This is a genomic window from Gordonibacter sp., assembly GCF_036667095.1.
Lineage (GTDB): Bacteria > Actinomycetota > Coriobacteriia > Coriobacteriales > Eggerthellaceae > Gordonibacter.
This window is the reverse complement of the sequence record NZ_JAVWUP010000126.1, coordinates 1-7,472: the sequence shown is the minus strand read 5'-3', so window position 1 is coordinate 7,472 and position 7,472 is coordinate 1. Positions and strand designations below refer to the sequence as shown.

Below are 7,472 nucleotides of genomic sequence, written 5' to 3'. Positions count from 1 at the left end.
CGGTATTCTCCGAGATAACCAGGCGCTCAGCAATAGAGGCCATGCTGTTTCCGCGAGCAATGAGCTCCATGACCTCGGTTTCGCGCAGGGACAACCCGTACGCCTCCTGCAGGTCGAGACACTGCTTCGACACGCGGTCGCGGATGACGCCCGCATCATCCGAAGCCGAGGGGCGGTTGCGGCGCTTCTTGGGCGCCTTCTCGCCGGGAGCTCGCGCATCGAGGCAGGAGGCTCCGCCCATCGCCTGCATCGCCAGCGCCCTCGCACGCCTGGGCGCCGCCAGCCGCGAAGAGGCTGTGCGCATCGACCGCATGTGCGCGTGTCCGTTTTCGGTGTGCCTGGTCGGGTTCATCGCATCCGCCACGCACCTGGGCACGCCAGCGAACGCCCTGCACGTTTTCTGGGGCATCGGACGCTCGACGCTGTCCAACGAGGTGCGCAACGCCCGCTGGGCGATTTTTTAGTCGTAGCCGCAGCTTCTTTCGCCCTGGTCGCGGGGACCATCACGCGCCTGGTGTTCTACCAGCTGCATATGACCGTAGGGTTCTAGGTCGGCTTTCGTCGGGCGGTTCCGGCGGCTGGCAATCCGCCGGAACCTACCGGCTAGTGCCCGCCGCCCGCCATCATCTTGACGGCATGCGGCAAAGCGCCCACGATGCCTCCCCAGTTCTCACGCGCAGCCTTCTCGCTGCCAGGAAGGTTGATGACCAAGTGACGGCCACGCTGCATGCACAGGGCGCGCGACAGCATAGCGTAGGGCGTGATGGCCAGCGAGTGGGCGCGCATGGCCTCGGCAATGCCGGGCACGTTGCGGTCGCACGCGTCCATCGTGGCCTCAGGCGTCACGTCGCGCAGCGAAAGGCCGCTGCCGCCGCAGGTCAAGACAACGTCCACATCCTGCTCGTCGCAAGCGCGCACGATAGCCGACGCGATGAAGGGCCGCTCGTCTTCGACCACCACGTGGCTTTTGCACTCCCAGCCGTTCTCGGCGATGAGCGCTTCGAGCGCCGCACCCGCCGTATCCTCCTTGATACTGCGCGTGTCGGAGCATGTGATAAGAGCAAAGCTGATGGGACTGTTGGACATGGGGGCATTCCTTTCTCGCAGGTTGGTCGGGGCGATCGCCGATCGCCCCTTCCGGCGCAAGCCGGAAAATAAACGTATTGGTCCAGCAAAGTCAGCGAGGAGCTTCGAGGTGCCCGAGATTGCCGCGAAAGCCCGACGACGCGTGCTTCTGCACGCGAGGAGGGCTTGGAGCGGCAAGATCGGGTGCATCGGAGCTCCGCAGCGTCGGGTGGTTCCGGTGGCTTGCCAGCCGACGGAACCCTACAAGCTTACTTCTTCGGATACGTCTAGCAGGATGCACTCGATAGGCGACCCCGCCGTGCGCGACTCTAAGCCTTCGGGCATGATGGCCATGCAGTTGCTGCGCTGGATAACGCCGAACAGGCCCGAGCTCTGGTTCTTCGCGGGAGCCACCACATAGTCGCCCTCGTCGTTGCGGTACAGCGTCGAGCGCAGGAAGATGCGACGCGAGTCTTTCTTCTTGTAGTCGCGTGACAGCTTCGCCGTCACAACGGGGCGCTCGAAGTGCGTGTATCCCTGCATCTTGCGCAAAGCCGGGCGAATAATCAGCTCGAAGCCCACGTAGGCGGCAGCCGGGTTGCCGGGGAGGCCGAATACCGGCGTGCCGTTCACCACGCCGAACGTCTGCGCTTTGCCGGGACGGATGTTCACCGTGGTCATGAGCAACTCGCCCAAGCTCTCCACAACCGGCTTGATGAAGTCGAAATCGCCGTTCGACGCGCCGCCGCTGGTCACCACAAAATCGTACTCGTCCGCAGCGGCAGACACGGCAGCAGCCAACGCCTCTTGCGTATCCTCCACAATAGGCAGGATGGTGGGCACAGCACCTGCGGACTGAGCGCAGGCGGCCAAGGCATAGCTGTTCGAGTTGCGGATCTTACCGGGCGTGGGAACTTCGGTAGGGTCGACCAGCTCGGAGCCGATGGAGATAACGGCCACGCGCGGACCGCGGTGCGTCGGCACTTCGACCACGCCGCACCCCGCCAAAAAACCGACACCAGCCGAACCGATGACCTCGCCCTTCTCCACCACGACTTCGCCGGCCTTGGCCTCTTCGCCCGCCTCGCGCACGTTGTTGCGGTGCGCAACAGGAGCTGCAAACGCCACCCGACTGCCCGGCTTACCATCGCCGCAAACCACCTCGACGATCTCGTACTTTACCACCGCATCGACAGCGTCGGGCAGGGGTGCACCCGTCATAATACGCACACATTGACCGGCAGCGATAGGCCCGTCGTACACGTCGCCTGCGGCCACCTCGGCAATCACGTCCATCTCGACCGGAGCTTCGGGGCTGGCCGACTCAAGCTCGGCGAAGTGCACGGCAAACCCGTCCATGGCCGAATGGGCAAACGGCGAGATATCGATGTCGCTCCTCAGATCGGCAGCTGCCACACGCCCCACCGCATCCAGCACGGGCATCGTTTCCACCGGCAGCGGCTCGACACGGGACATAACCAGTTCCCGAGCCTCTTCCAGCGAGATCATTTCCTGCATGGGATTCCCCTTCCCTCAAAGACGCACCATCCAAAAAGCGCCTCTGTTCCGTACGATGCGTGGTAGAAATGTATCGACAATGGCACGTCGCTCATTATAGCGCTTGAAGTATAGTTCAACGCAGCAAGTTTAACCCCACCCAATCAAGGCATTCTGACGATGGTATTTGCGCAAGCCGTCTGAGACAATACTACCTACAAACGCCCCCAGGCCTCCCGAGGCAAACCCCCGATGAAGGACAGGATATGCATCGTGAAGACAAAGCGCTCTACCATCGCGTAAAGATCGATCCCTCCGCGCGCATCTCTCCCGCAGCAGGTATCCTTGGCGACGCAACCGTCGGACGCGACGTAACCGTATTCGCCGGCGTCCAGATTCGCGGCGACGGCGCTCCCGTGACCATCGGCGACGAGTCGAACTTGCAGGAGAATGTCGTCGTACACGTAGACCACGACACACCTGTCGTAATCGGACGGCATTGCACCGTAGGGCATGGAGCCATCCTGCACAGCTGCGAGCTGGGAGACAACGTGCTTGTAGGCATGGGTGCCATTGTGATGAATCGCGCAAAAATCGGCGCCAACAGCGTTATCGGAGCTGGAGCACTGGTATCAGAAGGCAAGGAATTTCCCGGGAACAGCCTTATCGTGGGCATGCCAGCCAAGCTGAAGCGCACGCTGAGCGAGGATGAGGTGGCCAAGATGTGCACCGATGCAGGCGACGAATACCTGCAGGTAAGCAGCGATATGCTGCGTCAGGGTGCTTTGGCCCATCCCGATCCTGCAGCCGACATGTTCTTGGGAAGCTAGCCTCTCCTGTAGGTATGCGGGAATGGAAAACTTCCTAGAGCCTGCCGCGTGCCATGACCTGCTCCAGGGGAGCAAGCGTCTTATCCTCGCCTTCCGGCAGTTCGTTGATCAACGCAAGGAAGCTCTTCGGCTCGAAACCCGGCCCTTTTGCCAGCACCTCGTACCTGTTGTCCTCGAAGCAGTTGGCAAGGCCGGTGGGCTCGAAGCCGTTGCGCAGGTAGAAGTCCCGGCGTTTTTTCCTCTGCGCGGCGTTCGATGCCGCCTCGTCGATCGGCTCGATATCGAGGGTGATCGTCTTGCCCAGGCAGCGCCGATCGATATCGGCAAGCATGCGCGCACCATGCCCCTTAGAGCGGATCGCGCCGTCAACGGCAAGGTAGAGCACGTAGGCCAAGCCGGGGCTCCCGATCATGAAAACGAAGCCGCAGAACTGCCCCTCGTCGCGATAGGCCAGAAGGGAAACCTCTTCGCGGCGCGCCTGCGCAGTAAGAAACGAAAGCGGAGCCCGCTCGTTCGGCGGGAAGGCTTCTTCCAGTAAGCGCGCCACCTCTTGCTCGTCCTTGCTTCCCGGTACTACTTCGCATGCCGTCAGCATGGGCGTTCCCCTTCGGTATCGTGTCTCTCGCTTGCAGGGCGCAGCGAGTCCCCTTGGCACGGAGCGGGCCCGTTTCGCTCCCGAAACAGGCCCGCTCGTTAACAGCTTGCCGCAGCGCAGCGTTTAGCGCGAAATGTTGTAGAACGCGGCCATGCCGGCGTACTGGGCGGCACCGTCCAGCTCTTCCTCGATACGCAGCAGCTGGTTGTACTTCGCCACGCGGTCGCTGCGGCAGGGCGCGCCCGTCTTAATCTGCCCTGTGTTCACGGCCACGGACAAATCGGCGATAGTGGTATCCTCGGTTTCGCCGGAGCGATGGCTCATGACGCAGGCGTAGCCGGCCTGCTTGGCCATCTCGATGGCCTCGAGCGTCTCGGTCAGGCTGCCGATCTGGTTCACCTTGATGAGGATGGCGTTCGCGCAGCCCATCTCGATGCCGCGGGCCAGGCGCTTGGAGTTCGTGACGAACAGGTCGTCGCCCACCAACTGCACGCGGTCGCCGATGCGCTCGGTGAGCGTCTTCCAGCCTTCCCAGTCTTCCTCAGCCATGCCGTCCTCGATGGAGATGATGGGGTACTTGTTCACCAAGGCCTCCCAGTAGTCCACCATCTCGGCGCTCGTGAGCTCGCGGCCCTCGCCTGCCAGCACGTACTTCTGCTTGGCCTCGTCGTAGAACTCGGTCGAAGCCGGGTCCATGGCGAACATGATGTCGACGCCCGGGCGATAGCCTGCCGCCTCGCACGCCTTCGCGACGTACTCAAGCGGCTCTTCGTTGGTCTTGAAGTTCGGCGCGAAGCCACCTTCGTCGCCCACACCGCCGCCGAGACCCGCATCGTGCAGCACGTTCTTCAGCGTGTGGTAGATCTCGGCGCACCAGCGCAGCGCCTCGGCGAACGTGGGAGCGCCCACCGGCATGATCATGAACTCCTGGAAGTCCACGTTGTTGTCGGCATGCACGCCGCCGTTCAGGATGTTCATCATGGGCGTGGGCAGCAGATGTGCGTTCGCGCCGCCCACGTACTTGTACAGCGGCAGCTCAGCCGACTCGGCAGCAGCCTTGGCGCAGGCCAGCGACACGCCCAGGATGGCGTTCGCGCCAAGCGCGCCCTTGTTGTCCGTGCCGTCCAGCTCCAACATGATGTCGTCGATGGTACGCTGATCGTCGGCCTCCATGCCCACCAGGGCATCGGCGATCTCGTCGTTCACGTGGGCAACCGCATCGAGCGTGCCCTTGCCCAGGTAGCGGTCCTTGTCGCAGTCGCGCAGCTCCACGGCCTCGAACGCGCCGGTCGAAGCGCCCGACGGCACCGCTGCGCGGCCGAACGCCCCGTCCTCGAGCACGACCTCCACTTCCACGGTCGGATTGCCGCGCGAATCGAGAACTTCGCGGCCGAACACATCGATGATGACGCTCATGAATGCCTCCTTGTAGGATTAGGTCGACGCCCTGCCGTGCGCCTCGCAGCAGCAGGTTTTGCCTCGCAGAGAAATAATAGCACGTCGGAAGCGCACCGCCTGATTTCGCGCGTGTTTCCCACAACCCCGGCGACGAGCGGCACGCGGAAACCGCCCATCATGTGCAGAAGCTACTGTTGACACACGTCCTCGAATGGCGAGCCGAGATACGTCAACAGGTGGCGCTCTTTGACGAGATACACAAGCAGCCCCGTTGTCGACACGCATCGTTTTCCGCTACCACAGCGCAGTGATTGTAATAGATAGACAGTAATGGTATATATATACATTATTACTGTCTATCAAAAAGGATCGATTTCTCTTGAAATCAAACGAGACGCATCAGCTGTTATCCCACTGGGACCGCAAAGGCCGCTACGTTTACACGAAAGCCGACTTGGCAAAACTGATCAATGATCCCTCTGATAATACCTTAAGCGAAACACTTCGCCGCCTCGTAGCGAACGGCACGCTCGTCCGGGCTGCCCGAGGCGTGTACGTATATGCGAACAGCAGGCATCTCGGATCGTCAACCATCGAGGACGTGGCCCTCGCGCTCAGGCGCGGCGAATACGTGTTCGAAAGCCTGGAGTCCGCTTTGTCTCTTTGGGGAGACATCTCGCAGATCCCCCTTGACCGCATTACCCTTATGACCACCGGACGCAAAGGGGAATATCGCACCCCTTTCGGCGTCATCGAATTCACCCACACGCAAAGCAGCCCCGCAACCATACTCGACAACACCGTACAACGTCCCGATCATCCTATTCCACTTGCCACCAAAGAATTCGCACGTGCCAATCTCAAGCAAGTGCGGAGAAATCTTTCGCTTCTCGCGCAGGAAGGAGCTGCCTCATGAGCAAAATTAACCTGATTTCCCTTGCCCGACGCATTGCACAAACCGACAGTCGCGGAAATATGTTACCCGTTATTGAGAAGGAGCTGCTGCATTACGAGATATTACGCGCGCTCGATGAAGATAGGCTACTCGAGCATTTGACCTTTCAAGGGGGCACCTGCCTGCGCCTTTGTTTCGGCTCGTCTCGCTATAGTGAAGACTTGGACTTTGTCGGCGGATCTGATTTTCACCGCGACGATGCACGAGCCATGAAAGAAACGATCGAGCGAGAGCTTACCCGACGCTATGAGGTAAGCGTAAGCGTCGTTGAGCCGTCGGCCAAACACCTCTCCACGTCGGATGCTATCGAGGTAGACCGCTGGCGAATCAAAGTCGTGACAGCACCCGATCGCCCCGATATTCCCCAACAGCGCATCTCGCTTGAAGTGGCCGCCGTACCAGCACATACCAGAGCCATCCGAGCGCTCGAAGTTAACTATCTAGAGCTACCTTCCTCTTATGGAGATGTCCTCCTAAAAACGGAAACACTCGAGGAAATATGCGCCGACAAACTCAAAGCATTCGTGACAGCGCCTAACATTCGCTATCGTGATCTATGGGATCTCCGCTGGATTGCCCGCCAGCCATCATTCACAACCGACCCCCTACCGCACTTACTACAATGCAAGGTCGCAGACTATCGCCAACAACAATCGTTCGATAAAAAACTCAAGCGTCTTGACGATTTGCCAGCAATAGTCGAGTCTCCCGAGTTCATGAACCAAATGAAACGATTCTTGCCAACAAGCGTACTCGAGCGCACGGCCGACCGACCCCTTTTCCGTGAACACCTCGTTTCGGAAGTGCAGGAGCTCTATCGCAGTGCGGGCGCAAGAAGATAGCCGCACAAAAATCGACCGCAGGCACTTTCCCCTCAGTTCGCATGTGCAGTTTCAAGCGAGCACCAGCTTCCCACCCATCATGCCTGAGGAAGCCGACACTTACCTGCCTGCCCTCGCTCCTCCAAAGCATGCTCCGACCCGTCGGCAGCCAACTCCTCGCGCTCCCGCGCGAAGTAGTCCACCAACTCCTGCTGCGAGTGCACGGCAAGCTTGCGGTAGATGCTGCGCACATGCGTTTTCACCGTGTCGGGCGACACCGACAGCTCTTCGCAGATAGCGCGGCGCGTCTT

The 7,472-nt window shown here is 60.7% G+C and carries 8 protein-coding genes and 2 pseudogenes; 4 read left to right on the top strand and 6 right to left on the bottom strand.

Translation table 11 applies throughout. From position 1 onward, the window contains the following. A pseudogene (locus RR842_RS10345) lies at window positions 1-160 on the bottom strand (LuxR C-terminal-related transcriptional regulator); the annotation flags it as partial. Window positions 161-239: 79 nt separating this feature from the next. Here RR842_RS10345 and RR842_RS10340 point away from each other — a divergent pair. Further along, window positions 240-437, top strand: a pseudogene (locus tag RR842_RS10340) (DmsC/YnfH family molybdoenzyme membrane anchor subunit); the annotation flags it as partial. 166 nt (window positions 438-603) lie between these two features. On the opposite strand, the gene RR842_RS10335 reads toward RR842_RS10340, so the two are convergent. Continuing rightward, on the bottom strand, window positions 604-1,086 hold the full coding sequence (locus RR842_RS10335) for a MogA/MoaB family molybdenum cofactor biosynthesis protein (protein ID WP_332722130.1): 483 nt from the start codon (window positions 1,084-1,086) through the stop codon (window positions 604-606). 240 nt (window positions 1,087-1,326) lie between these two features. After that, window positions 1,327-2,583 (bottom strand): gephyrin-like molybdotransferase Glp, encoded by a 1,257-nt coding sequence (gene glp / locus RR842_RS10330; RefSeq protein WP_332729683.1) that lies wholly within the window; start codon window positions 2,581-2,583, stop codon window positions 1,327-1,329. A 245-nt stretch (window positions 2,584-2,828) separates the two neighbouring features. Here glp and RR842_RS10325 point away from each other — a divergent pair, with 245 nt between their 5' ends. Continuing rightward, complete coding sequence (locus RR842_RS10325) at window positions 2,829-3,392, top strand: gamma carbonic anhydrase family protein (protein ID WP_332522231.1); 564 nt, start codon at window positions 2,829-2,831, stop codon at window positions 3,390-3,392. A gap of 34 nt (window positions 3,393-3,426) precedes the next feature. Here the strand turns inward: RR842_RS10325 and RR842_RS10320 are convergent, their stop codons facing one another. Together RR842_RS10320 and eno are read right to left on the bottom strand one after the other, a co-directional pair. Continuing rightward, window positions 3,427-3,987: a GNAT family N-acetyltransferase gene (locus RR842_RS10320; protein WP_332553157.1), complete on the bottom strand. Its 561-nt coding sequence runs from the start codon at window positions 3,985-3,987 to the stop codon at window positions 3,427-3,429. Window positions 3,988-4,110: 123 nt separating this feature from the next. Beyond that, the gene (gene eno / locus RR842_RS10315; protein ID WP_332514352.1) at window positions 4,111-5,403 is read right to left on the bottom strand and encodes a phosphopyruvate hydratase; all 1,293 of its coding nucleotides are present in this window, start codon (window positions 5,401-5,403) and stop codon (window positions 4,111-4,113) included. Window positions 5,404-5,764: 361 nt separating this feature from the next. On the opposite strand from eno, the gene RR842_RS10310 reads away from it, so the two are divergent. Continuing rightward, window positions 5,765-6,301, top strand: coding sequence for a hypothetical protein (locus tag RR842_RS10310; RefSeq protein WP_332521657.1), 537 nt, complete (start codon window positions 5,765-5,767; stop codon window positions 6,299-6,301). Beyond that, window positions 6,298-7,182: a nucleotidyl transferase AbiEii/AbiGii toxin family protein gene (locus RR842_RS10305; RefSeq protein ID WP_332729682.1), complete on the top strand. Its 885-nt coding sequence runs from the start codon at window positions 6,298-6,300 to the stop codon at window positions 7,180-7,182. Before RR842_RS10310 ends, RR842_RS10305 begins: the two co-directional genes overlap by 4 nt. Window positions 7,183-7,259: 77 nt before the next feature. On the opposite strand, the gene RR842_RS10300 is transcribed toward RR842_RS10305, so the two are convergent. Then, the coding region (locus RR842_RS10300; RefSeq protein ID WP_332729680.1) for a LuxR C-terminal-related transcriptional regulator at window positions 7,260-7,472 on the bottom strand (213 nt) is incomplete at its 5' end.